This window comes from Metapseudomonas cellulosilytica (assembly GCF_049334135.1).
Lineage (GTDB): Bacteria > Pseudomonadota > Gammaproteobacteria > Pseudomonadales > Pseudomonadaceae > Metapseudomonas.
In genome coordinates this window covers 1-22309 of sequence record NZ_JBHZGN010000023.1, presented here as the reverse complement: position 1 = coordinate 22309, position 22309 = coordinate 1, and the positions used below count along the sequence as shown (strand labels likewise).

Annotated in this window: 21 protein-coding genes, 1 tRNA gene and 1 pseudogene; 15 read left to right on the top strand and 8 right to left on the bottom strand. The window is 65.0% G+C overall.

What is annotated here, in order from left to right:
• Positions 1-66: 66 nt before the first annotated feature.
• A complete protein-coding gene (locus tag ACFW0H_RS23620) occupies positions 67-687 on the bottom strand; it encodes a lytic transglycosylase domain-containing protein (protein WP_422916282.1) in 621 nt (206 codons plus the stop codon).
• A 172-nt stretch (positions 688-859) separates the two neighbouring features.
• Between ACFW0H_RS23620 and gspG the strand changes: the two genes are divergently transcribed.
• The 3 genes and pseudogenes from gspG (at position 860) to ACFW0H_RS23605 (ending at position 2182) form a co-directional block, all read left to right on the top strand.
• Positions 860-1276 (top strand): type II secretion system major pseudopilin GspG, encoded by a 417-nt coding sequence (gene gspG / locus ACFW0H_RS23615; RefSeq protein WP_422916341.1) that lies wholly within the window; start codon positions 860-862, stop codon positions 1274-1276.
• Between the two features lie 146 nt (positions 1277-1422).
• Positions 1423-1905: pseudogene (locus ACFW0H_RS23610) on the top strand (type II secretion system F family protein); the annotation flags it as partial.
• Between the two features lie 201 nt (positions 1906-2106).
• Positions 2107-2182 (top strand) — tRNA-Ala (locus tag ACFW0H_RS23605).
• Between the two features lie 87 nt (positions 2183-2269).
• Here the strand turns inward: ACFW0H_RS23605 and ACFW0H_RS23600 are convergent.
• From ACFW0H_RS23600 to ACFW0H_RS23590, 3 genes are all read right to left on the bottom strand, one after another.
• Positions 2270-2785, bottom strand: a complete 516-nt coding sequence (locus ACFW0H_RS23600) for a response regulator (RefSeq protein WP_422916281.1) — start codon at positions 2783-2785, stop codon at positions 2270-2272.
• A gap of 191 nt (positions 2786-2976) precedes the next feature.
• Complete coding sequence (locus ACFW0H_RS23595) at positions 2977-4407, bottom strand: sigma-54-dependent transcriptional regulator (protein ID WP_422916280.1); 1431 nt, start codon at positions 4405-4407, stop codon at positions 2977-2979.
• 5 nt (positions 4408-4412) lie between these two features.
• Positions 4413-5825: a sensor histidine kinase gene (locus tag ACFW0H_RS23590; RefSeq protein WP_422916279.1), complete on the bottom strand. Its 1413-nt coding sequence runs from the start codon at positions 5823-5825 to the stop codon at positions 4413-4415.
• A gap of 389 nt (positions 5826-6214) precedes the next feature.
• Between ACFW0H_RS23590 and ACFW0H_RS23585 the strand changes: the two genes are divergently transcribed.
• From ACFW0H_RS23585 to ACFW0H_RS23570, 4 genes are all read left to right on the top strand, one after another.
• Positions 6215-7507 carry a hypothetical protein gene (locus tag ACFW0H_RS23585; RefSeq protein ID WP_422916278.1) on the top strand — a complete coding sequence of 431 codons (1293 nt, stop codon included), beginning with the start codon at positions 6215-6217 and terminating at the stop codon, positions 7505-7507.
• Positions 7508-7548: 41 nt separating this feature from the next.
• Positions 7549-9759 (top strand): Ig-like domain-containing protein, encoded by a 2211-nt coding sequence (locus tag ACFW0H_RS23580; protein ID WP_422916277.1) that lies wholly within the window; start codon positions 7549-7551, stop codon positions 9757-9759.
• A gap of 534 nt (positions 9760-10293) precedes the next feature.
• Positions 10294-11112: an outer membrane protein OmpK gene (locus tag ACFW0H_RS23575; RefSeq protein ID WP_422916276.1), complete on the top strand. Its 819-nt coding sequence runs from the start codon at positions 10294-10296 to the stop codon at positions 11110-11112.
• 108 nt (positions 11113-11220) lie between these two features.
• Positions 11221-11532: a hypothetical protein gene (locus ACFW0H_RS23570; RefSeq protein ID WP_422916275.1), complete on the top strand. Its 312-nt coding sequence runs from the start codon at positions 11221-11223 to the stop codon at positions 11530-11532.
• 204 nt (positions 11533-11736) lie between these two features.
• Here the strand turns inward: ACFW0H_RS23570 and ACFW0H_RS23565 are convergent, their stop codons facing one another.
• On the bottom strand, positions 11737-13182 hold the full coding sequence (locus ACFW0H_RS23565; RefSeq protein WP_422916274.1) for a high affinity choline transporter 1: 1446 nt from the start codon (positions 13180-13182) through the stop codon (positions 11737-11739).
• A 382-nt stretch (positions 13183-13564) separates the two neighbouring features.
• On the opposite strand from ACFW0H_RS23565, the gene ACFW0H_RS23560 reads away from it, so the two are divergent.
• From ACFW0H_RS23560 to ACFW0H_RS23545, 4 genes are all read left to right on the top strand, one after another.
• Positions 13565-14407, top strand: coding sequence for an arylamine N-acetyltransferase family protein (locus ACFW0H_RS23560; RefSeq protein ID WP_422916273.1), 843 nt, complete (start codon positions 13565-13567; stop codon positions 14405-14407).
• Between the two features lie 194 nt (positions 14408-14601).
• Entirely contained in the window at positions 14602-15351 is a 750-nt protein-coding gene (locus tag ACFW0H_RS23555; RefSeq protein ID WP_422916272.1) for a phytanoyl-CoA dioxygenase family protein, read from the top strand.
• Positions 15352-15956: 605 nt separating this feature from the next.
• Positions 15957-16298 carry a zinc ribbon domain-containing protein YjdM gene (locus ACFW0H_RS23550; protein ID WP_422916271.1) on the top strand — a complete coding sequence of 114 codons (342 nt, stop codon included), beginning with the start codon at positions 15957-15959 and terminating at the stop codon, positions 16296-16298.
• Positions 16299-16544: 246 nt separating this feature from the next.
• Positions 16545-17834 carry an NAD(P)/FAD-dependent oxidoreductase gene (locus tag ACFW0H_RS23545; RefSeq protein WP_422916270.1) on the top strand — a complete coding sequence of 430 codons (1290 nt, stop codon included), beginning with the start codon at positions 16545-16547 and terminating at the stop codon, positions 17832-17834.
• A 17-nt stretch (positions 17835-17851) separates the two neighbouring features.
• Here the strand turns inward: ACFW0H_RS23545 and ACFW0H_RS23540 are convergent, their stop codons facing one another.
• Positions 17852-18259, bottom strand: a complete 408-nt coding sequence (locus tag ACFW0H_RS23540) for a type II toxin-antitoxin system HicB family antitoxin (protein ID WP_422916269.1) — start codon at positions 18257-18259, stop codon at positions 17852-17854.
• A 32-nt stretch (positions 18260-18291) separates the two neighbouring features.
• Complete coding sequence (locus ACFW0H_RS23535) at positions 18292-18474, bottom strand: type II toxin-antitoxin system HicA family toxin (RefSeq protein ID WP_422916268.1); 183 nt, start codon at positions 18472-18474, stop codon at positions 18292-18294.
• A 131-nt stretch (positions 18475-18605) separates the two neighbouring features.
• Here ACFW0H_RS23535 and ACFW0H_RS23530 point away from each other — a divergent pair, with 131 nt between their 5' ends.
• The 4 genes from ACFW0H_RS23530 to ACFW0H_RS23515 all read left to right on the top strand — a co-directional run bounded on the left by ACFW0H_RS23530 (position 18606) and on the right by ACFW0H_RS23515 (position 21248).
• On the top strand, positions 18606-19421 hold the full coding sequence (locus tag ACFW0H_RS23530) for an NYN domain-containing protein (RefSeq protein WP_422916267.1): 816 nt from the start codon (positions 18606-18608) through the stop codon (positions 19419-19421).
• Between the two features lie 357 nt (positions 19422-19778).
• Positions 19779-20228, top strand: coding sequence for a BRO-N domain-containing protein (locus ACFW0H_RS23525; RefSeq protein ID WP_422916266.1), 450 nt, complete (start codon positions 19779-19781; stop codon positions 20226-20228).
• Positions 20229-20342: 114 nt separating this feature from the next.
• Positions 20343-20876, top strand: coding sequence for an REP-associated tyrosine transposase (locus ACFW0H_RS23520; RefSeq protein ID WP_422916265.1), 534 nt, complete (start codon positions 20343-20345; stop codon positions 20874-20876).
• Positions 20877-20987: 111 nt separating this feature from the next.
• Positions 20988-21248, top strand: a complete 261-nt coding sequence (locus ACFW0H_RS23515) for a helix-hairpin-helix domain-containing protein (protein ID WP_422916264.1) — start codon at positions 20988-20990, stop codon at positions 21246-21248.
• A gap of 57 nt (positions 21249-21305) precedes the next feature.
• Here the strand turns inward: ACFW0H_RS23515 and mmsA are convergent.
• A partial coding sequence (gene mmsA, locus ACFW0H_RS23510) for a CoA-acylating methylmalonate-semialdehyde dehydrogenase (protein WP_422916263.1) occupies positions 21306-22309 on the bottom strand: 1004 nt, incomplete at its 5' end.

Genomic DNA, 22309 nt, shown 5'->3' with positions numbered 1-22309 from the left:
GGCTTCGCTGCGCCCTAGCGGAATCCATCGCTCGGAATCCATCCCCGCTAGTGGGGAATTTCCCCACTAGCGGGGGCGTTTCGCGTCGGCCTGGAGGCGCTGGTAATGCCCCAGCACGCTGGGTACGTAGCGCTGGGTTTCCGGGTAGGGGGGAATGGCGCGATTGTAGGCGAACACGGCCCCGGGACCCGCGTTGTAGGCGGCCAGCGCCAGGGACAGGTCATTGTCGAACAGGGTCATCATGCGCTTGAGGTAGCGCGCCCCGCCCCGCACGTTGGCGGTCGGGTCGAAGACGTCATGCACGCCGAGGTCCTTCGCGGTGTCGGGCATCAGTTGCATAAGCCCGGCCGCGCCCTTGGGCGAGAGCGCGGACGGGTCGTAGTTGGATTCGGTCTGGATCACCGCATGCAGCAGCTCCGTCGGCAGGTCGTAGTCGAATGCGGCCTGGGCCACGATCAGGGCGTAGCGCGGTGCCTTCAGCGGGCGCTTGCGCGAGGGCGCGGCCCGGCTCGGCGCCTTGGCCAGCTTGGGTTTCTCGCGGGCCACGCGAACCTGCTTGCGGTCCGTTCGATGGATGTTGGTGAGGGTGATGGTGCCGTTGGCGGACACCACCTGGTAGATGTCGGCACGGGCGTCGTAAGCGGTGGATGCAAGGATGCTGAACAGCACCAGGGCGGGCACTTTCATCGTTCTTCTCCCCTGAGAGGGCCGATGCCCTTTTGGGTTGTAGGGTGCTGTACCGTCAGCAAAGCACGTGCCGGATGATCCAACCGGCGACGTGTCGCTTCTCTCGCCCGCTCGTCGTGCACAGCTCTTGCATAGTCACCTCCACTGACCCGCGGCGGAGGTTGCCATGAAGATGCGTCGTCGAACCATACACGGATTCACCCTCCTCGAATTGCTGGTGGTGCTGGTGGTGCTCGGCCTGCTGGCCGGAATCGTAGCGCCCAAGTATTTCAACCAACTGGGCCGTTCCGAAACCAAGGTGGCCCGCGCGCAGATCGAGGGGCTGGTGAAGGCCCTGGATATCTATCGGCTGGAGGTGGGCCGCTATCCCAGCACCGAGCAGGGCCTGACCGCGCTGGTGAGCGCGCCGTCCGACGAGCCGCGCTGGGCCGGCCCCTACCTGCAGAAGGAAGTGCCCCACGACCCCTGGGGACGCGCCTACGTCTACCGCGCTCCCGGCGAGAACGGTGACTTCGACCTGCTCACCCTCGGCAAGGACGGCCAGCTCGGCGGCGACGGCGAGAACGCCGAAGTCACCAGCTGGCAGTGACCGCCATGCGCTTCCAGGTAAAGGCGGTACGGGCGCAAGCCGGCGTGGTGTCGCTGCTGGTGGAGGCGACGGACCGCGAGGACGCCCGCCGCCAGACCGAAGCCCAGGGGCTGCGCGTGCTCGCCCTGCAACCGGAGCGGCGCTGGTCGCTGCTGGCCCTGCTGCGCCAGGAAGCTGTGCGCCGCGCCCTGGCCTGCCAGGTGGAGCGCCTGCAGGTCTACGAACTGGCGCGCTGCTACCGCTCCCTGGGCATCCTGCTGCAAGGCGGCATCCCCATCCTCACCGCCATCGGCATGATTCGCGGCCTAGTCGGCGCCACCTCGCGCCCGCGACTGGACCAGGCCGCCGCCCGCATTCGCGAAGGCCAGGCGCTGTCCCGTTCACTGGAGGAACACGGCCTGGCCACACCGGTCTCGCTGCGCATGCTGCGGGCCGGCGAACAGTCCGGCAACCTGGGGGAGATGATGGAGCGCACCGCCGATTTCCATGACGAGGAAACCAGCCGCTGGATCGAATGGTTCGTGCGCCTGTTCGAACCCCTGCTGATGACCTTCATCGGGCTGATCATCGGGGTGATCGTGATCCTGATGTACATCCCGATCTTCGAGTTGGCATCGAGCATCCAGTAGGAGCGAATTCATTCGCGATGGGCCGCGCAGCCGCCCCAACGAGGACCACCCTGGTAGGGTGCGCCGCGCGCACTAGCGGTTGATCCCGGCGCCGGGGCCAGCCCCCGCAATCGGTGCGCATGGCGCACCCTACGTTTGACCACGTGCGGCAGTCATGCCGCGAGGCAATCCACCGTATCGGGGTCTAGTCTTGTGCCTACCGGGGACGTAGCTCAGCTGGGAGAGCGCGGCGTTCGCAACGCCGAGGTCGGGAGTTCGATCCTCCTCGTCTCCACCACAACAAGGCCCCCGAAGGCACGCGCGCTTCGGGGGCCTGGCGTTTCAGGCGTGGCCAGGGGCGAACCAGGCCAGGACAGTCTCGGATTCAAGTGCCTTTCTTGATCTGCTTCGGCGGCCCTTCGGCGCTGGCCGCGGGACGGCGGCGGTCGGAAAGCACCCAGGCACCGTCGAAGAGCTTCAGCGGGAAACTCACTTCGCCGCCATGGCGACGCTCCGCCAGCTCCGGCTGTTCGCGCGGCGTGCCCGTGGGCAGGCCGTGCAGCACCACGTTGCCCAGCTCATGCAAGGGGAAGGGCTTGAGCAGGATGATGTCGATGTGGCGCTCGATGGCGCGGTTGCACACCTCGATGCTGGGGTGCGCGGTCATCAGCACCGTCTCGCACAGGTGCAGGCTACACATGGCGTCGAAGACATCGAAGCCGGTCATGTCCGGCAAGCGATAGTCCAGCACCAGCAGGTCAGGCTTGAAGCTCTGCACCGTCTGCAGGGCGATGGCGCCATTGGCGGCAGTCTGCACTTCACAGCCGAGCATCTCCAGGTAGGTCTGGAAATTCCCTGCGAGGATTTCTTCATCGTCGACGATCAGTACTTTCTTCGACACTGTGGCTGCTCCCCTGTCAGGAGACCGGACGGCGACCCCATTGGACGCTGCTTGCATCCCTGCACGTTCCGCGCCAAGGGTGCATCGGTCCGCGCGGACCGATGGTTCAAGAGTCTAGAACGCAGTGACAGTTTCACCAGTGGACAAATCCCCGAACCTGGTTGGGCCAGGGCCCCGAAAGCGGGGCCGGATCACTGCTGGTGGCGATCCGGGCGCTCCAGGCCCAGCTTGTCTATGCGGTAGCGCAGCATGTCGCGGGTGAGGCCGAGCATGCGGGCGGACTTGGAGATGTTCCAGTCGGTCTTGCCCAGCACCCTCACCACCAGGTCGCGCTCGGCATCGGACAGGCTCATGTTCTCGTCGTCCAGGACCACGCCGCCTCCGGTGACGGCCGGGACGGCCGCCTCGGTGACGCCGGCGCCGGCCAGCAGCCCATGGCAGATGGTCAGCTGTTCCGGGCCGATGGTGTTGCCCGACGCCAGCAGCACCGTCTGCTCCAGCATGTTGCGCAGTTCACGCACGTTGCCCGGCCAGCTGTAGCCCTTGAGCACGTCGCGCGCCTCGGGACTGAAGCGCAGCCCCGGCTTGCCATAGCGCTTGCCGTGCTGGGCGACGAAGTGTTCGGCCAGGGTCAGGACGTCGTCGCCGCGGGTGCGCAGCGGCGGCACCTTGATGGTGATGATGCGCAGGCGGAAGAACAGGTCCCGGCGAAACTTGCCTTCCTGCACCATCTGCTCGAGGTTGCAGTTGGTGGCGCTGATGATCCGCAGGTTGACCTTGCGCTCACGCACCGAGCCCAGGCGGCGGATGGTGCGGTCTTCCAGCAGTTTGAGCAGCTTGGCCTGGAGCAGCAGGTCGATCTCGCCCACCTCGTCGAGGAACAGGGTGCCACCGTCGGCCGCTTCCACCAGGCCCACACGGCGGTCCTTGGCATCGGTGAAGGCGCCCTTCTCGTGGCCGAACAGCTCGGCTTCGAGCAGGTGCGAGGGAATCGATGCACAGTTGAACTCGACGAAGGGCCCCTTGCCCCGCGCGCCGTCGAAGTGCAGGGCGCGGGCCACCAGTTCCTTGCCGGTCCCGGTCTCGCCCTCGATCAGCACCACCGGCAGGTCTTCCCCGGCCATGCGCTCCTCGGCCGCCAGCAGCTGACGCACCACGTTCTTCATGGATTGCATCGGTTCGGAATCGCCGATCAGCGCGGCGAGCCCGGAGTCCTGGGCCTCGCGCTGCTGGTAGAAGGACAGCCGCTGTTCCTGGCGACGCGCTTCCAGCACCTTGTCCACCACCAGCTTGAGCTCGGCCAGGGCCACCGGCTTGGTCAGGTAGTCACTGGCGCCGGCCTTCATGGCCTCCACCGCGCCCTGCACGTTGCCGTGCCCGGTGATCATGACCACCTTGAGCTGCTCGTCCAGTGCGCGGGCGCGGCTGATCAGGTCACAGCCGCTCATGCCCGGCAGGCAATAGTCGGTGAGGACCAGGTCCGGGTGTTGCGCCTCGATGATCGACAGCGCTTCCTCGGCCGAGCTGCAGGCCATGACGTCGAACTGGCGCCGCTGCAGGTAGGTGCAGAAGTTGTCGGCCAGGATCTCGTCGTCTTCGACGATCAGAATGCTGTTGCCCATTGTGGTCATCCCCCTGCCGTGGCCCTGAAGGTCAGGTGCACGTTGGTGCCGGCGTTCTCCCGGCTGTCGATACTGACTGCGCCACCGAAGCGCTCGACGATCTTGCGCACCAGCATCAGGCCGACGCCCAGGCCGCCCCGCTTGGTGGTGTGGAAAGGCTTGAAGGCCATCTCCAGCATGGCCGGCGACATGCCGCTGCCGGTGTCGCTGATGGTGAGGGTGAGCATCTGGCTGCGCGTTTCCGGCTTCAGGTGGATGGCCAGGAGGCCGCCGCGCGGCATGGCCTCGATGGCGTTGGCGAACACGCTGCTGAGCAATTGCTGCAGCAGGACCGGATGGCTGACCACCCTGGGGGCCTGCGTCTGGTCCCACGCCACCGAGATTCCGGCATGGCGGATCTGCGGCTCGTAGGCGGCCAGGGTTTCTTCGATGGCGGCGGTGAGGTCGACCGCTTCCTGATCGCCGCTGAGCGGGCGGGCCGACAGCAGCAGCTCGCGCACCCACTTCGACATGCGGTCGACCTGGGTGATGATATCGCCCAGGTTCTTGTGCAGCGGCCCCGGGTCCACCTCCAGGGCCAGCTCGGCGCTGGAGCGGATGGAAGCCAGCGGATTGCGCAGACTGTGGGCGACCGCGGTGGACATCTCGCCGAGCAGGGCCAGGGTTTCGTTCTCCACCAGTTGCCGCTGCTGGTCGTCCACCAGACGCGATGCGTGGCGGACGAACCAGAACAGGCTGAGGTAGATGACCGCGCCTCCCAGGGCGGTGGCGATCCAGAGCAGGATGAAGCCGCGCTTCATGCGGGCGATCAGGTCCACCGGTTCCTTGTAGATTTCGATCACCGACAGCACCTCGCCCCGGCTATCCAGCAGGGGGATGAAGCTTTCCAGGTACAGGCTGTTGGGCACGCGCATGAAGTAGAACTCCGCCGGGCTGCCGTCGGGGCCGTGATGGGACGTGGTCACGGTGTCGCGGGTGCGCACCGCTTCAGCCAGCTTGGCCTTCGTCAGCGAGCGGCCGCCCACCAGCCGGGCGTCGGTGGACCAGATCACCACGCCGTCGGGGGCATAGACATTGGCCAGCAGCACATCGGGCAGTCGCACGATGTGGTCGAAGAATTCTTCGTGGGACTTCACCAGTTGCTCGTGGGATACCCCGAGACGGGTACCGTCCACCCGCTTGTCAAGGAACTCGCCCAGGGTCAGGCCGGGGGAGAAATTGCCGTGGATGACCTCCACGTCGGCGATGGACTTGATGAACTGGGCACTGAGCATGGCATCGCGGTCGATGCTCTCGCTCATCAGGAAGCGGGTCGCCGCCAGGCCGAGCAGGATGGCCACCGCGAGGATGATCACCAGGCTCACCAGGGAAAACCAGCGGAACAGATTGAAGGGCTTTGCCAGCAGCGCCGTCATCATCACAACCTCCCCTTGAGTGACCGGCGGTTCGCTCCCAGGGAGAGCGTCTGATAAGGGCCGTCGGCCGGCCGGCCGCTCCTGCGCCGGTTCCGGGGTAGTTATAGCGCAGGCCGGATCATCCGCAGGCCTGCCGCCCGGCGACTGCCGGATCGACAGGGACGGCGATCCCCCATTTCTCCACCCACTTCCTCCCCAGTTCTGGGGCACCAGTCCCCAACCCTTGGCACGCGGTTGCGCGACCGGGATTTGGCCGTTTTTCTCCCCACCCGCGGAGCAGAGCGCGCGGCGCCGGATGGCACGAGAGTTGCGCCCGCCCCAACCCAACGACGGGCCGCCGCCTGTCGGAGCCTGACAAACGGCGAAGTTCATCGACTGGAAGGGGCGACACCATGCACACCGCACTGCCCAAACTCGCGCTCCCGCTTCTGCTCGGACTCCTGGTCGGCCCGGCCAGGGCCGGTCTCTACGCGGTCGACCAGACCACCTATTCCGAGGCCAACGGATTCTTCGCGGCCTGGTACCAGGACACCCACGGCCGCGCCCTCGACCTCTGCCTGTCCAAGGCGCAGAGTACGCGCGTGCCGGGCTCCTTCATGTGTAACCTGCTGCCGGCGCCTGGGGTGTTCGACGAGACCCTGCCCATCGCCTTCCCGGGCAACTTCCCCGACGAGGCCTTCTGGTTCACCGGCGATGCCGCCATCACCGACGCCGCCACGGGCATCGACCTGCTCTACGTCTCGGCCCTGGAAGCCGCGTTCGGTGGCGGGCTGCCGGCGGCAGGCGACCAGGTCAGCTTCGCGCGCATCCGCATCCGGGTGACGGTGCCGGTGGCCGGCACCTACACCATCACCCACCCCTACGGCATGGACGTGTTCGAGGTGGACGCCCCCGGCACCCGCGCCATCAACATGACCCGCGACATCGGCATCGGCGCGCCGGGCGACTTCAGCGGCGCACTGAAGGGCAACATCGGGCCCTTCCTGCGCTCGGTGAACGGCCCCTACGTGGAAACCAACCCGGTCACCAACCTGCCGGAAACTTTCATCGGCGACCCCAACGTGCTGGAGGAAGTGAGCGGCAGCCCCTTCGGGACCAACTTCGTGCGTATCGAAGGCCCCAACGGCCTGCGCGCCGAAACGCGCCTGTTCGCCATCTCCGGCAAGCTCTCCACGGTGGAGCTGCCTACGCCCCTGATCGTCGAGCGCGCCAGCTACTCCCGCGATGCCGGTGCGGCGCAGCAGCAGGACTTCTTCACCCTCGCCCCGCCGCCGCCGGCCAGCGTGAACTACACCGACACCGCCGGCACCAGCGGCGCCATGCGGGGCAACGCCACCGGCGCCTGGTACGGCCAGTCCGGCGGCACGCCATTGCCCGGCGCCAGCGTGTCGTTCAGCGCAGACAACAGCCTGGCCATTCCCAGCAGCACCGCGAACACCGTCAGCGCGCCGCTGGTTGACCTGGTCACCATCAGCCGTGCCGAGTACAGCCTGGTCAGCGGCCTGCTGACAGTGGAAGCCAGTTCCAGCGACCAGAGCGGCCAGCCGACGCTGACCGTCGACGGCCTGGGTGACCTGGTGAGCGGTCGGCTGCAGGTTCCGATCACCAGTATTCCGCCCGCCTCGGTGAAAGTGCTTTCGGCCAACGGCGGCAGCGATAGCGAAGAAGTCGAGATCCTTCCCTGAATTCGGATGCACCCGCCTGACGCGGGTGGATGGAGGCTGTCATGTTCAAATGGCCAGTCATGTTCACAATGGCGCTGGGCCTGCTCGCCGGCACCCCGACCGCAAAGGCGGAACTGGCGGCGGTAGACCCCGGCCCCTATACCGCCGCCACCGGCTACTTTCCCCGCTGGTACCAGGACACCCAGGGCGTGCCGCTGGAGCTGTGCCTGTCCAAGACCCAGAGCTCGCGGGTGCCGGGCAGCTTCATGTGCACCCTGTTGCCCAACCCCGGCATATTCGATGAAACCAGGCCGATCGCCTTCCCCGGAAACTTCCCCGACGAGAGTTTCTGGATGCTCGCCGAAACCAGCATCGACGACCCCGGCAACGGCCTGGAGCTGATCGCCTACGTGGCGGGCATCGAAGCGGCCTTCGCCGGGGGCGTTCCGCTGCAGGGCGACCAGCAGAGCTTCGCGCGCATCCGCATTCGCGCCACGGTGCCGGTGGCCGGCACCTACAAGGTCATCCATCCCTACGGCGTGGAAACCGTCAATGTCCCCAACTCCGGCCGCCGCTCCATCAACCTGACCCGCGACATCGGCATCGGCGCTCCGGGCAACTTCAGTGGCGCCCTGGCCGGCAACGTCGGTCCCTTCCTCACCCGCAACGGTCCGCTCTATGAGGAAACCAACCCGGAAACCGGCGCGGTGGAGACCTTCATCGGCGACCCCAACCTGGCCGAGCCGGTCATCGGCAGCCCCTTCGGGACCAACTTCGTGCGTATCGAAGGCCCCAACGGCCTGTCCATCCAGACCACCCTGTTCAACCTCTCCGGCAAGCTGTTCACCGGCGGCTCCGCCGCCGCCCTGAACGTCGATCGCGCCACCTACAGCCGCAACGCCCAGCGCACCTGGATTTCGGTGTTCGCCAGCGCCAGCGCCAACGCGACCCTGTGCTTCCGCGAGAGCCTCGATCTGGTGGGCGACCCGCCGTCTCCCTGCCAGTTCCAGATGACCGCCGATGGCAATGGCCGCTTCTTCGGCCAGGACCTGGCTCCCACCAGCCTGCCGACCTTCGTGCTGGTCAACGCCCGCGAGGAAACCGCCAACACCAGCGCCACCACCCAGACCCAGGCGCTCACCGACGTCGTCAAGATCAGCCAGGCGCGCTACTCCTGGCCGGACAAGACCCTGACCGTGGAAGCCCGCTCCAGCGATGAAGTGCAGATACCCGCGCTGGTCGCCGAAGGCTTCGGCCGGCTGCTGCCGGTCAGCGGCGCGACCCAGCGCCTGGTGGCCGCGAACATCGACCAGCCACCGGCGAAAGTCTCGGTGAAGTCCGCCGCGGGTGGCAGCGACAGCGAGTTCGTCGTGGTCCAGGGCGGCCCGTCCGCCCCACCGGCCAACCAGCCTCCGCTGGCCAATCCGGACAGCGGCACCACCACCGCCGGCGTAGCGGTGACCCTCAACCTCACCGCCAACGACAGCGACCCGGACGGCAACCTGCCGCTGTCCATCGCCAACCTCGGTGGCGTCACCCTCGGTACCCTGGAGCAGAGCGGCAACGGCGCGGTGACCTACACCCCGCCGGCGCAGGTGGCAGCCACGGAAGTGGTGAGCTTCAGCTATCAGGTCCAGGACAACCTGGGCGCCCTTTCCGCCCCGGCCAACGTCAGCATCACCGTGCGGCCAAACCTGCCGCCGACGGTGCAGGCCGATACCGCCACCACCAGCGCCGGCGCGCAAGTGACGATCAACGTACTGGCCAACGACCTGGATCCGGAAGGCAACGCCATGAACGTGGTGAACCTGACCCAGCCCGCCATCGGGCTTGGCAGCGCCAGCAGCGATGGCACCACGGTGACCTACACCCCGCCGGCCAGCGTGACCACCGCCTTCACCACCAGCTTCACCTACCAGGTACAGGACGCCGTGGGCGCCACCTCCGCCTCGGCCACGGTGACCGTCACGGTGAACCCGGCGGCGGCCGCCGATACCCTGACAGTGACCACCGCGGAGGTCCGGGCCGCCAGGAACGGTCGTTATTCCTGGACCTTCGCCGGCACCACCTCGCGGCCACAGGGCAACCAGATCCGCGTGGAAGTCAGCAGTACCCAGGGCCAGGTCCTGCTGGGCACCGCCACCCCGTCGGGCAACGGCCGCTGGCGGCTGTCGGTGAACAACTCCACCGCCGTGGTGCCCACCGCCAATCCCAGCGTCACCGTGCGCTCCACCTCAGGAGGCGTCGCCACCAGCGCCATCACGGTGCGCTGACCGACCCGCTCTCCTCGCCCCCCGGCTGACCGAGGCTTGGCCGGGGGATTTTTTTGCCTGGCGAAAGGTTATGTCTGCGTTAGCTGTTGCGGGATCGAACAGAATCCTCTAGTACGGGCCTTTCAGGTCTCCATGCTTGCCTGACATAGCCCTCTCCCCCGGCCCCTCTCCCTGAAGCGGAGAGGGGTGACTCGCGCCTGACAAGGCGCAGCAATCCTGAAGCCTGCTCATTGCCTGAACCTGCGCCGGAGAGGTGGGGCAGCTCGTAGGATGGGTGGAGCGGAGCGATACCCATGCGGACGGGGCTGATGGGTATCGCAAGCTCGCGGAACGCCGCCCGATCCATCCTGCGGGGGGCCATGCGGCAATTGGGAGCCACCGGCCAGCGGTCGGCAAATACCCGCGAACTGCGCATAACCTCTTGAAAAGCTGCGATTTCCACCGATAATCCCGCGCCCTGTCGTCAGCTCAGCCTGACCAGCCAGACAAGTTCTGCGCCGATAGCCTCTTCAAGTTCCTGGAGCTCCACCCCCGATGAACCGCACCCTCCCTTCCCTGATGCTCGCCGGCGGCCTGCTGGCGGCCGGCAATGCCCTGGCCGACGGTCCCCTGCTGTGGCAGGACAACAGCCTGACCTACCTCTATGGCAAGGATTTCCAGATCAACCCGGAAATCCAGCAGACCTTCACCTTCGAGCACGCCAGCGGCTGGACCTTCGGCGACCTGTTCATCTTCGTCGACCAGATCAACTACAACAGCGAGCAAGACCCCAACCTCGGCAAGAACACCTATTACGGTGAAATCTCCCCGCGCCTGTCCTTCGGCAAGATCTTCGACCAGAAGCTGGAATTCGGCCCCATCAGCGACGTGCTGCTGGCCGCCACCTACGAGCGTGGCGAGAACCGCAACCAGAACTACCTGCTCGGCCCGGGATTCGACCTGAAGGTCCCCGGCTTCGACTACTTCCAGCTGAACTTCTACTACCGCAAGCCCGACGGCATCACCAATAACCCGTCCGGCCAGTGGCAGGTCACCCCGGTGTGGTCCTACACCATCCCGGTGGGCAACTCGGACATCCTGATCGACGGGTTCATGGACTGGGTGTGGAACAACAAGGACGCCACCTCGGACCGTCCGAACGACCTGCACGCCAACCTGCACTTCAACCCGCAGATCAAGTACGACCTGGGCAAGGCCATGGGCTGGAGCGCGGTGAAGCACTTCTACGTCGGCATCGAGTACGACTACTGGAAAAACAAGTACGCCATCGACGACAACGGTTTCCTCGGCGACGAGATCCTCGGCGGCACCGACCAGAACACCTTCAGCCTGCTGGCCAAGGTCCATTTCTGACGACTGTGGGGCCCGTCGCAATGGCGGGCCTCTCTGTCTTGCGCCTTGCAGGACGCAGGTGGAGAATGCGCGGCAGTCTCCGCCTGCAGTCTGACAAGGAAACTACCGATGGCCAGCGACAGCCCCCACGCCTCCCCACGTACCCCGGGTGAGAAACTGGTCACCGGCGGCTGGATCGCCCTCGGCATCATCATCCCCATCAGCTGCATCTTCTCCGACGACCCTTTCGACGTTTCCAGCGGCCTGGCGCTGCTGTCCCTGATCACCCTCTGCGCCGCCTTCGCCTGCTGGCCGAAGCTCTTCCTCACGCCCATCAACTACCGCCGCTTCGCCGACAACGTGCCCCGTGGCAGCGCCATCGCCATGGCCGTGTTCGTGGGCCTGACGGTGCTGCGCGGTTTCGTCGAGCTGGTGGCCTGAGGCGCCTGGGCTGGAGCGTTTTCTGTAGGGGCGAATTCATTCGCCAAGGGCGGCGCAGCTGCCCCTCTCCACCCTCGTAGAGCAGGCCTTCGGCCTGCATGGCGAATGAATTCGCCCCTACAGGTTTCCCGTCGCCCATGGGATGGATCTCCCCCCATGAAAAAGCCCCGCACATGGCGGGGCTCTTTCATGGACTCAAGGCACTCAGGCGCTGGCCGGGGTAGCGCCGATGATCTCGGCACGGCTGCGCACGAGTTGCGGCAGCAGCGAACCCACCACCATGCCCACCCAGCTGAACAGCAGGCCGGCCAGTTGCGGCGGCCAGAAGTCGGTTTCCTGGTAGGTCATCTCCAGCAGGCCCCAGGAACCCAGTCCGGCGAAGATAGCCAGCAGGGCGCCCTGGGTGGTGGCGCGCTTCCAGAACAGGCCGGCGAACAGCGGCACGGCGGCGGCAACCAGGGTCACCTTGTAGGCGTTGCCGACCATCTCGTAGATGCTGGACTCGGAGTTCAGCGCGAACAGGCCGGTGGCGAAGGTCATCGCCAGCACGCTGCAACGCATGGCCAGCAGGGCCTGGCGATCGTTCATGTCGGGGATGAAGCGCTTGAGGATGTTCTCGGTGAAGGTCACCGACGGCGCCAGCAGGGTGCCGGAAGCGGTGGACATGATCGCCGAGAGGATCGCGCCGAAGAACATGATCTGGGCGAACAGCGGGGTACGTTCCAGGATCAGGCGCGGCAGGATCATCTGCGAGTCTTCGGCCAGCCAGTGCTTGACCATTTCCGGGTCGATCATCTTGGCCGAGTAGGCGAGGAAGATCGGCAGCATGCAGAAGCACAGGTAGAAGCAGGCGCCGGTCATCGACGCGCGGGCGGCGATGTTCTCGCTCTTGGCCGACATCACGCGGGCATACACGTCCTGCTGCGGGATGGAGCCGAACATCATGGTCACCGCGGCGGCGAGGAAAGCGACGATATCCTTGGCCGAGGTGCCGTGGAGGAAGGTGAACTTGCCTTCGGCAGCGGCATGGCTGATCACGGTGGCCGGGCCGCCGGCCATGTCGCCCACCAGCCAGGTCAGGTAGAACAGGCCGGCGACGATGATGATCATCTGCAGGAAGTCGGTCATGGCCACCGACCACATGCCGCCGAACAGGGTGTGCAGCAGGACGATGAAGGTACCGATCATCATGCCCTGGGTGGTGGTCAGGGCGCCGTCGGACAGCACGCTGAACACCACGCCCAGCGCGGTGAGCTGTGCCGCGACCCAACCCAGGTAGGAGGCGATGATGACCAGGCTGGTGAGCAGTTCCACGTTCGGGCCGAAGCGCTTCTTGAAGAAATCACCAATGGTCAGCAGGTTCAGGCGGTAGAGCGGACGGGCGAACACCAGGCCCACCAGCATCAGGCAACCGAAGGAACCGAAGGGGTCTTCGATGATCCCGGCGAAACCTTCCTCGAGGAAGGTGGCGGGAATGCCCAGCACGGCCTCCGAGCCGAACCAGGTGGCGAACACCATCGCCACGACGAGGGGGAAGGACATGCTCCGACCGCCGGAGGCGAAGTCCGTGGAGTTCTTGACGCGGGTGGAGGCGTAGAAACCGACAGCGACGGTGATCAGCAGGTATACCGCAACAAACCAGATCAGCATTTGTTCTTGTTCCAGAGGCACGCCCGTCGGGGCCGGGGCCTGGGGGAGGCGCCTCGACTGACGGAGTTTTTGTTATTGACGGCGGGGCCCGGCTCGGAGCGATCCGGGCGGTTACCACGGAGGCGAAGTCTGCCAAAGACGTAAAATATGTCAAACAAATAAGCTGGAGATGAGCAAAAAAATCGACAGAACGCTTTTGACCCTCAAGACAGGACTCGTCGCAATACACCGGTTTAAAGGCATTTGCAACGTCACCTCGTGACCCGTCAGTTTTTTATTTTTTACAGGCGCCGTTGATTAAGAAAGACACCAAGCTACCGTTCATCGCCCAGGCAAAGGTATCTGCTAGCATCCAGGCTTCATTGTCATGGAGCCTTCCTGCATGCATGCGCTGAACCCGCAGCAAACCGAGGCCTACCTGCGTCACCTGGACACCCCGGTTCCACAGCAACCCGACCTCGCCGGCCTCGACCGCCTGATCGCCGCCCACCAGCGCCGGGTCGCTTTCGAGAATGTCGACGTACTGCTCGACCGTCCCATCCGCATCGACGCCGATTCGGTGTTCGCCAAGGTGGTGGGGCGCCAGCGTGGCGGCTACTGCTACGAGCTGAACAACCTCTTCGCCCGCCTGTTGCTGGCCCTCGGCTACCGCGTCGAACTGCTGGGCGGCCGGGTACGCTGGGGCCTGCCGCTGGACGCGCCGCAGACCATGCTGTCCCATCTGATGCTGCGCGTGCTGCTCCCGGAGGGACCGCACCTGGCGGACGTCGGCTTCGGCTCCGCCACCCCCTGGCGCGCCGTACCCCTGGAGGGCGCGGCAGACCCGGACTTGCCTTACCGCCTGCGCCCCCAGGACGACGGTTCCGGTGAAGTGCAGCTGGAAAACTTCCGTACCGAGAGCGGCTGGGCCGCCTGCTACCGCTTCGGTTCCGCAGTGAACGCCTGGGTCGATTGCATCCCGCGCAACTGGTACACCTCCACCCACCCCGACAGCGTGTTCCGCCAGATGCTGATGTGCGCCCGCAGCGAAGGCGACTGCCGCCTGACCCTGGCCAACGGCCTGTTCAACAAGCGCTTCCGCGATGGCCGCGTGGAAAGTCGCACGATCGAAGACGCCACCGAGCTGGTCGACGTGCTGAAGAACGATTTCCTGCTGAGCCTGACGGAGGACGAGCTCGAACCGCTGCACACCCGGCTGGCCGGACTGCTGAACGTCACACCGTAGGTTGGCGCTGAGCGTAGCGAAGCCCAACGTGCGGGGGTTCGTTGGGCTTCATGCTTCAGCCCAACCTACGGGCTGACCCGTAGGGTGGATGGCGCTTTTCCATCCACCATCGGCACCAACCCGGAGCGCGATTGGTGGACCGGTGAAGGGTGGTCCACCCTACAGGTGGTGCCCCCGCGTTCGAGGACATGAGCATGTCCACCGCCGATCATCTCCAGTCCCTCCACGCCCGGGGCTTCACCCTCCTCCCCGGCGTGCTGGACGCTCCAGGCATCGCCACCCTGCGCCGCCTGATGAACCAGCTCCAGCCCATCCACTGGGATTACACCGGGCTGGTGGACGACCACTTCAAGTGCGTGTTCAACCGGGGTCCGGAGTGGCTGCCCTACCTGGACCTGCCGGGGGTGATCGAACTGGCCGAGGCAGCCCTGGGCGAGGATTGCCATGTGATCGGACAGACCGCCTGGCGTTGCCACCCCGGCTTCGTCGGCGCCGACCTGCACCTCGACCACCTGGTGATGGAGCTGCCGGAAAGCCTGCTGGCCGACCCGACCTTCGCGCTGCCGATGCAGATCTGCACGGCGCACCTCTACCTCGACGACATCGACGCCGACCTCTGCCCCACCCTGGTCATCCCCGGCAGCCATCGCGCCGGCCGCAGGCCGCGGCCGGGCGAAACCGACTGGCGCGGCACAGCCGCCAAGCCGGTACTGTGCAAGGCCGGCGATGTGCTGATGTTCCGCAGCGAGCTGTGGCACGCCGGCAGCCGCAACCGCACCCTCGATCGCAGCCGCTACCTGCTGCAGATCCACTATGGCCGGCGCATGGTGGCGCAGAAGTTCTCGCCCTACCTGGCGTTCCGCTTCAACGCCGAGGTGCTGGCCGCCTGCACGGCTCGCCAGCGCCGCCTGCTGGGCGACCACCAGGCTGCCGAGTACGACTGACGACGAAAAACCGAGCAAGCGCTTCCGGCCCAGCCGCCGAGGGCCATCCACGGACTTATCCCGAAGATATCCACAGAGAGGCCCACAGCTTTTGTGGGCATTTCCCACCCCCGCTCTGCTTCACTCGTGGCGGCGATGTCAAGCGCCTTTCAGGCTTCATGCCTGAACATTGCAACCCGGCGCCCATGGCCTCAGGGACGCTGATCAAAATCCGTACACCTGCCTGAAACAAGCGCCCCGCGCGGCCTCCAGCCCGCAATCCAGAAGCTATCCACAACTTGCCCCACAGATTTCGTGGGTATCCGGGGCAGGTAGCCCAATCACCCCGGTTGCACCTTTCCTGCGCATGAAACGAGCAACCCGGCCGAACCCATCTGGAACAAGCCCTGGCGCAATTCATCCAGAAGATATCCACAGCACGCTCCACAGAATTTGTGCGCACAGTGCGAGCAGGCTAGCAGCCGCATCTGGCGGGCAGGTCTAGACATGGTCAAGTCGGTAATGACCCCGACACATCGCACTTACGAAACCGCAGAAATGGGCAAAGCCATGGCAAAACCCTATACAATATGCGGCTTTTCGTGACATCGAAGCCGAGGTACACCGTGAGCACACTGCCGCCCTGCCCCAAATGCAACTCCGAATTCACCTATGAGGACGGCGCGATGCTGGTCTGCCCCGAGTGCGCCCACGAGTGGTCCGCCGACGCCAGCGCCGACGCCGCCGGTGACGAGAAGGTGATCAAGGACTCCGTCGGCAACGTCCTGCAGGACGGCGACACCGTCACCGTGATCAAGGACCTCAAGGTCAAGGGCTCGTCCCTGGTGGTCAAGGTCGGCACCAAGGTGAAGAACATCCGCCTGGTGGATGGCGACCACGACATCGACTGCAAGATCGACGGCATTGGCGCGATGAAGCTGAAGTCGGAGTTCGTGCGCAAGGTGTGATCCGCCACCGACTGACCAAAAGCCCGGCACATGCCGGGCTTTTTGTTGGCGCCGGAATCCCCGGATTTCCCTCGAATCTCGTGTGCGTGGCGCCCTTGCCTTGGCCAACATTCCCCCACGGAATGACATGCCGAGGATTATTCGGTTGCCTTCCCCAGCGCGGAAAAGCTAAACAGTCGTTCAACAACGCGCCAGCCTAATGCCCTCTGCCAGCGTGAGTCCCGAAAGGCCCGACAGGATCGACTGATGCACAGCTCCTTTGACCAGACCTACTACGAAGCCACGGTCGAGAAACCGACCTTCCCTGCCCAGGCCGGACGGATCGACACCCGCGTCTGCATCCTCGGCGGCGGCCTGGCCGGCCTTTCGACCGCCCTCGGTCTGGCTGAACGGGGTGTCACCGATGTGGTGGTGCTGGAGTCCCATGGCGTCGGCCACGGCGCCTCGGGGCGCAATGGCGGCTTCGTGTTCGGCGGCTACAGCCTGGGCAATGCCGACCTCCTTGCCACCTTGGGCGCCAATGAGTCGCGCCGCCTGTACCGGCTGACCATCGATGCGGTCGAGCTGATTCGCCATCGCGTCCGGCAGTACGGTATCGACTGCGACCTGGTGGACAAGGGCGTGATCCTCGCCAACTGGTTCAACGACCCGGCCCGCCTGGAAACCCCGCGCAAGCTGATGAAGCAAGCCTACGGCGTGGACTGGGAGTACATCCCGCCCGGCCAGTTGAAGGAGATGCTGAAGACCGAGCGCTACTTCGGCGGCCTGCTGGAGCGCAACGCCTTCCACTTCCACCCGCTCAAGTACGTCTGCGGCGTGGCCCGCACGGCAGCGGGATTGGGCGTGCGCATCCACGAGCGCTCCCCTGCCCTGTCCATCGAGAAACGCGACGGGAAGTACGTGGTGAAAACGGCAGGCGGCGAAGTGCATGCCGAACAGGTCGTCTTCTCCGGCGGCGGCTATGCCCGTGGCGTCCACCGCCGCGTCGAACGGGCAGTGCTGCCCATCGCCACCTACGTGGTCGCGACCAAGCCGCTCGGCCAGCGCCTGAAGGACGCCATCGACTGCGAGGCGGCGGTCTACGACACGCGCTTCGCCTTCGACTACTACCGGCCGCTGCAGGACAGCCGGATTCTCTGGGGCGGACGGATCTCCATCCTCGACCGCGGCCCGGAAGCCATCGCCGGCTTGCTCAGGGCGGACCTGGTATCGGTCTATCCCCAGCTGGAAGACGTGGAAATCGAGTACTCCTGGGGCGGGCTGATGAGCTACGGCCGCCACCAGATGGCACAGATCGGCCAGGACGACGACGGCATCTGGCACGCCGTCGGCTTCGGCGGCCACGGCATGGCGCCGACCACCGTGGCTGGCGAGGTACTGGCGGATGCCATCGCCAACGCCGCGCCAATTCCCGCCGGCTTCAAGAAGTTCGGCCTGACCCGCACCTTCGGCCTCGCCGGGATGCTCGCCGCGCAGATGACCTACACCGCCTTCCAGGCCCGCGATGCCTTTGATGCGCGGCGCTTGAATCGGTAAGGGCTTTCCGTCCTCCTTCAGGACTCCTGCAACACTCGCAGAGCCGCGGCGGCCAGGAAGCCCGACCGGCTCTTCTGCTCAGGGTGATTCCGTACGTAATCGTCGATGCGATTCAGGAGATAGCCGGGCAAGGTGATGTTCAGCTTCTCCGCCTTGCCCATGTAACGGGTCACATCGATATCCACCAGAGCCCAGGTGCAGCCGGCATAGTCCGAATTTGCGGCATGGAACGTGACCTTCTTCGCGACTGGAATCGGCGTACCCTCCTCCGCCAGGATTTCCAGATGCCCCTCAATGGCTTCTCGCGCCATGGCCATCGCCTCATCCAGATCATCGCCGGCAGAGAAGCAGCCGGGCAGGTCCGGCACCTCTACGCCCCAGGCGTGCCCATCGTCACCGGGGAGAATCGCAATCGGATAAAGCATGATGTAGCCCTTCGGGAGAGATGAAGACGAGCTCACTTGAGCCCTGCCTGTTTGAGAATGCTAGCCGCCGTCCGTGGCAGCAGGTCCTTCTTCGGGTGGGGGATCGTCACCAATCCAGGTTTGGCCGGATGTTTGAAATGGTGATGACTGCCCCTGATCCTGACCAGAAACCATCCATCGGCTTCGATCAGCTCCATGAGTTGTCGGCTGTTCACATCCAGTCCTTGGCGCAAATTTGGTGGTTATAGTAACCACCAATCTTGAAAGAGCAAATCAATCGCCCGTTGGATTGGCGTCGCTTGGCAAGTTCGCAGTATGTTCAGCCATCTCCCTTCAAGGACGAACCATGGCCAGCAAAGCCCACCCGACACACCAACAGAAGCACCTTGCCGTGCTCATCGATGCCGACAATGCACAAGCGTCCATCATCGAAGGGTTGTTCGAGGAAATTGCCAAGTATGGCGTCGCCAGCGTCAAACGCATCTATGGAGACTGGACCGCGCCGCAGCTCGGTAGCTGGAAGAAGGTTCTGCTCGACCACTCCATCCAGCCGATCCAGCAGTTCGCCTATACCAAGGGCAAGAACGCCACCGACAGTTCACTGATCATCGATGCCATGGACCTGCTCTACACCCGGCGTTTTGACGGTTTCTGCCTGGTTTCCAGCGATAGCGATTTCACTCGCCTTGCCGCGCGCCTGAGAGAAGAGGGCCTGACCGTTTACGGATTCGGTGAAGAGAAGACACCCAAGCCCTTCGTCTCGGCCTGCGACAAGTTCATCTATACGGAGATACTGCGCGCAGAGGCGTTGCCGGAGTCCACCACGGGCAGCGACAAGCCACTGCCCGTGCCACCACCGCCAGCCACCGAAGCGGTCAAGTCGACTGACAAGCCTGCGCCGATCAAGCCGCAGAAGGTTCCGGTTGACGCAATCGCCACGGTGATCGACGGACTCGACGACGAAGACGGCTGGGCGCCGCTCGCGGCAGTGGGCTCCGACATCACCAAGATTCGAACCGACTTCGATCCACGCTTGTACGGTTTCAAGAAGCTGAGCGACCTGATCAAGGGAAACCCTCATCGCTTCGAGCTCGAAGAACGCGGAACCACGACCACCGGAGGAAAGGTGCTCTTCGTCCGCAATCGCAAGAACGGCAAGTAGCCGCAATGCCTCCCTGGGAAATCGTCGGAAATTTCCCAAACCCGTTTCCGGGTCTTGTTCCTCCCCTGCCTGCTCCCTAACGTGCCCCGGTCGCGGTCAATCCCGCGACCGGGTTTGACGACCTGAAGCCACAAGCGCGATTTTGCCTACGGTGCATGCGGAGAACGGCGGACGTTCCCTCGCAAGCTGCGACCTGCTCGCAGTCCCTTAAACTGCACCGCCCTTATGGCAGACCGCGTGGGGAGATCCCTCGGGGTCTGCCGGTTCTGTGGCCCGGTTCGTCAACCCCGCGCGGTCTGCCACCCTTTCGATGACGACGAAGGTGGCAGCTCCTAAACGAGCCACAGGAGTTCCACCATGCATGACGCACACACCCCTACCTTCTTCCACCGCCACAACCGCCCACTGCGTGGCGTGATGATCGACAATCAGCCCTGGTTCTCCGCCTACGACTTCGCCCGCCTGCTCGGCCTGCACCATCCACAAGCCCTGCCCCGCCGCCTCAAGCCCCATGAAACCCGCCGCATTCGCCTCCGCTACACCACCGGCAGCGAGGAGCATATCGACGTCATCAACGAAGCCGGCCTCTACAAAGCCCTGATCCGCTTCGGCCATCCCGAATGCCAGCAGCTGGATGAATGGCTCACCCGCGAAGTCATCCCCACCCTGCGCGACCAGCATGCCGAGGATTACTTCCGTCCGCGCAGGGTGATGCTTAGTTGGCAGTCGCAACGGCTGACGCTGTTGGAATGGCAAGGAGAGTTGTGGATGCCGTGGGAGCAGGTGCCGCGGTACATGGGCGCTTGAACGACGATGGGTATCGCTTCGCTCCACCGCATCCTACGAAACACCATCCCCGCACCACCGTAGGATGGGTGGAGCGAAGCGATACCCATCAACCAATGGCAAGGAGGCCTCACCATGACTGACTACCGTCGCGACCACACCCCAGGCGTTACCTGGTTCTTCACCTTGAATCTCGCCGACCGACGAAGCCGCGTGCTCATCGACCAGATCGACCTGCTGCGTGCCAGCTTTCGCTATTGCATGAAGCGCCATCCCTGGCGCATCGACGCCATCGTCATCCTTCCAGACCACCTTCACGCGTTGTGCACCCTGCCGGCGGGAGACGCCGACTACGCCCGGCGCTGGCGACTGATCAAGACTGAGTTTTCCCGCGCGCTTCCCTTTGGCGAGCAGGCATCTGAAAGCCGGTTGAGCAAAGGCGAACGCGGCATCTGGCAACGCCGCTTCTGGGAGCACCGCATCCGCGATGACGAAGACTTCGCCCGGCATGTGGATTACATCCATCACAACCCGCGCAAGCATGGTTACGTTGAGCGCGTGGCCGATTGGCCCTGGTCGTCGTTTCACCGGTATGTGAAAGCGGGCATCCTGCCGGTGGATTGGGCGGGGGATGGAGGGGACATGGAACACGGTGTGGGGGAAATGTGATGGGTATCGCTTCGCTCCACCCATCCTACGGATTACGGAGCACATTTGTAGGATGGGTGGAGCGAAGCGATACCCATCGATTTAGGAGCAAGAGCACTCAAGGAGAACACCATGGGAAACAAGGACAGCGCAGGCTTTCCCGCGGAAATCCGCACCCAATTGGTCAAACTGAAAGGCGTCGGCCCGACGGTGGTGGCCCGGCTGGAACAGATCGGCTTCAACGCTCTGGAGCAATTGGCCGGCTGCGAGGCGGCCGACCTGACGAAGCAGATATCGCAGATGATGGGCTCCACCTGCTGGCACAACAGCCCCCAGGCGCGCGGGGCGATCCAGGCGATCATTGATTTCGCCCGGGCAAGCCGCTCGGCGTGAGACGCCCAAACGAAGAAGCCCCGGCAATTGCCGGGGCTTCTTCATTCAACACATCACTCAACCATTGCTCGGAAACGCGAACTGCGCCGCCTCGTGGGTCGCGCGCTGCGGCCAGCGCTGGGTGATGGCCTTGCGGCGGGTGTAGAAGCGCACGCCGTCCGGGCCGTAGGCGTGCAGGTCGCCGAACAGCGAGCGCTTCCAGCCGCCGAAGCTGTGGTAGGCCACCGGCACCGGCAGCGGCACGTTGACGCCGACCATGCCCACTTCGATCTCGTCGCAGAACAGGCGCGCGGCTTCGCCGTCGCGGGTGAAGATGCAGGTGCCGTTGCCGTACTCGTGGTCGTTGATCAGCTGCATGGCCTCTTCCAGGCTGCCGACGCGGACGATGCAGAGTACCGGACCGAAGATCTCTTCCTGGTAGATGCGCATGTCGGCGGTGACGTGGTCGAACAGGGTGCCGCCGACGAAGTAGCCGTCCTCATGGCCGGCGACGCGGTAGCCGCGGCCGTCCACCACCAGCGTGGCACCGGCGGCCACGCCGTCGTCGATGTAGCCGACCACCTTGTCGCGGGCGGCGGCGGTGACCAGCGGGCCCATGTCCAGGCCGCAGTGGGTGCCGGCACCGATCTTCAGGCCCTTGATCTGCGGGACGAGCTTGTCCACCAGGGCGTCGGCGATCGGGTCGCCCACGCACACGGCGACGGAAATCGCCATGCAGCGCTCGCCGCAGGAGCCGTAGGCGGCACCCATCAGCGCGCTGACGGCGTTGTCGAGATCGGCATCCGGCATCAGCACGGCGTGGTTCTTGGCGCCGCCCAAGGCCTGCACGCGCTTACCGCGCTTGGCGCCTTCGGTGTAGATGTACTCGGCGATCGGGGTCGAGCCGACGAAGCTGATGGCTTTGACTTCCGGCGCTTCGATCAGCGCGTCCACGGCTTCCTTATCGCCGTTGACCACGTTCAGCACGCCCTTGGGCAGGCCGGCCTGGTGGAACAGTTCGGCGATGAACAGGGTGGAGCTCGGGTCGCGCTCGGAGGGCTTCAAGATGAAGGTGTTGCCGC

Excerpts from the sequence above, each read along its gene's own strand:
- ACFW0H_RS23620 (WP_422916282.1), bottom strand. The coding sequence starts at position 687 with ATGAAAGTGCCCGCCCTGGTGCTGTTCAGCATCCTTGCATCCACCGCT.
- gspG (WP_422916341.1), top strand. The coding sequence starts at position 860 with ATGCGTCGTCGAACCATACACGGATTCACCCTCCTCGAATTGCTGGTG.
- ACFW0H_RS23595 (WP_422916280.1), bottom strand. The coding sequence starts at position 4,407 with ATGGGCAACAGCATTCTGATCGTCGAAGACGACGAGATCCTGGCCGAC.
- ACFW0H_RS23590 (WP_422916279.1), bottom strand. The coding sequence starts at position 5,825 with ATGATGACGGCGCTGCTGGCAAAGCCCTTCAATCTGTTCCGCTGGTTT.
- ACFW0H_RS23585 (WP_422916278.1), top strand. The coding sequence starts at position 6,215 with ATGCACACCGCACTGCCCAAACTCGCGCTCCCGCTTCTGCTCGGACTC.
- ACFW0H_RS23580 (WP_422916277.1), top strand. The coding sequence starts at position 7,549 with ATGTTCAAATGGCCAGTCATGTTCACAATGGCGCTGGGCCTGCTCGCC.
- ACFW0H_RS23575 (WP_422916276.1), top strand. The coding sequence starts at position 10,294 with ATGAACCGCACCCTCCCTTCCCTGATGCTCGCCGGCGGCCTGCTGGCG.
- ACFW0H_RS23570 (WP_422916275.1), top strand. The coding sequence starts at position 11,221 with ATGGCCAGCGACAGCCCCCACGCCTCCCCACGTACCCCGGGTGAGAAA.
- ACFW0H_RS23565 (WP_422916274.1), bottom strand. The coding sequence starts at position 13,182 with ATGCTGATCTGGTTTGTTGCGGTATACCTGCTGATCACCGTCGCTGTC.
- ACFW0H_RS23560 (WP_422916273.1), top strand. The coding sequence starts at position 13,565 with ATGCATGCGCTGAACCCGCAGCAAACCGAGGCCTACCTGCGTCACCTG.
- ACFW0H_RS23555 (WP_422916272.1), top strand. The coding sequence starts at position 14,602 with ATGTCCACCGCCGATCATCTCCAGTCCCTCCACGCCCGGGGCTTCACC.
- ACFW0H_RS23545 (WP_422916270.1), top strand. The coding sequence starts at position 16,545 with ATGCACAGCTCCTTTGACCAGACCTACTACGAAGCCACGGTCGAGAAA.
- ACFW0H_RS23540 (WP_422916269.1), bottom strand. The coding sequence starts at position 18,259 with ATGCTTTATCCGATTGCGATTCTCCCCGGTGACGATGGGCACGCCTGG.
- ACFW0H_RS23530 (WP_422916267.1), top strand. The coding sequence starts at position 18,606 with ATGGCCAGCAAAGCCCACCCGACACACCAACAGAAGCACCTTGCCGTG.
- ACFW0H_RS23525 (WP_422916266.1), top strand. The coding sequence starts at position 19,779 with ATGCATGACGCACACACCCCTACCTTCTTCCACCGCCACAACCGCCCA.
- ACFW0H_RS23520 (WP_422916265.1), top strand. The coding sequence starts at position 20,343 with ATGACTGACTACCGTCGCGACCACACCCCAGGCGTTACCTGGTTCTTC.
- ACFW0H_RS23515 (WP_422916264.1), top strand. The coding sequence starts at position 20,988 with ATGGGAAACAAGGACAGCGCAGGCTTTCCCGCGGAAATCCGCACCCAA.